The sequence below is a fragment of the Halomonas sp. ND22Bw genome (assembly GCF_003011945.1).
Taxonomy (GTDB): domain Bacteria; phylum Pseudomonadota; class Gammaproteobacteria; order Pseudomonadales; family Halomonadaceae; genus Halomonas; species Halomonas halophila.
Window position 1 is genome coordinate 1 of record NZ_PXWD01001247.1, and the last position, 257, is coordinate 257.

General features: G+C 63.0%; 1 protein-coding gene. It reads right to left on the reverse strand.

What is annotated here, in order from left to right; all coding sequences use genetic code 11:
- Window positions 1-165: ATP-binding cassette domain-containing protein (locus CVH10_RS22170; protein ID WP_146143281.1), on the reverse strand; the 165-nt coding region annotated here is incomplete at its 3' end.
- Window positions 166-257: the final 92 nt, after the last annotated feature.

Below are 257 nucleotides of genomic sequence, written 5' to 3' on the forward strand. Positions count from 1 at the left end.
TGCACTGGCTTTCAGTTGCCCCGAGATCAGGTTGAAGTAGGTTGTCTTGCCCGCCCCGTTCGGCCCGACGATGGCCGTCAACGTGCCGGGCGCGAAGGCGCACGAGACAGCGTTGACGGCCACGTGGCCGCCGAAGCGGATGGTGAGTCCGCGGGTTTCCAGCATCGCTCGTGCCGTTCTTTCAGCGCTTGTTCTTGATGGGAATGTTCATCTCTTCCGGCTTGATCTCGTGGACCAGCTCGGGTACGCCCCACGCG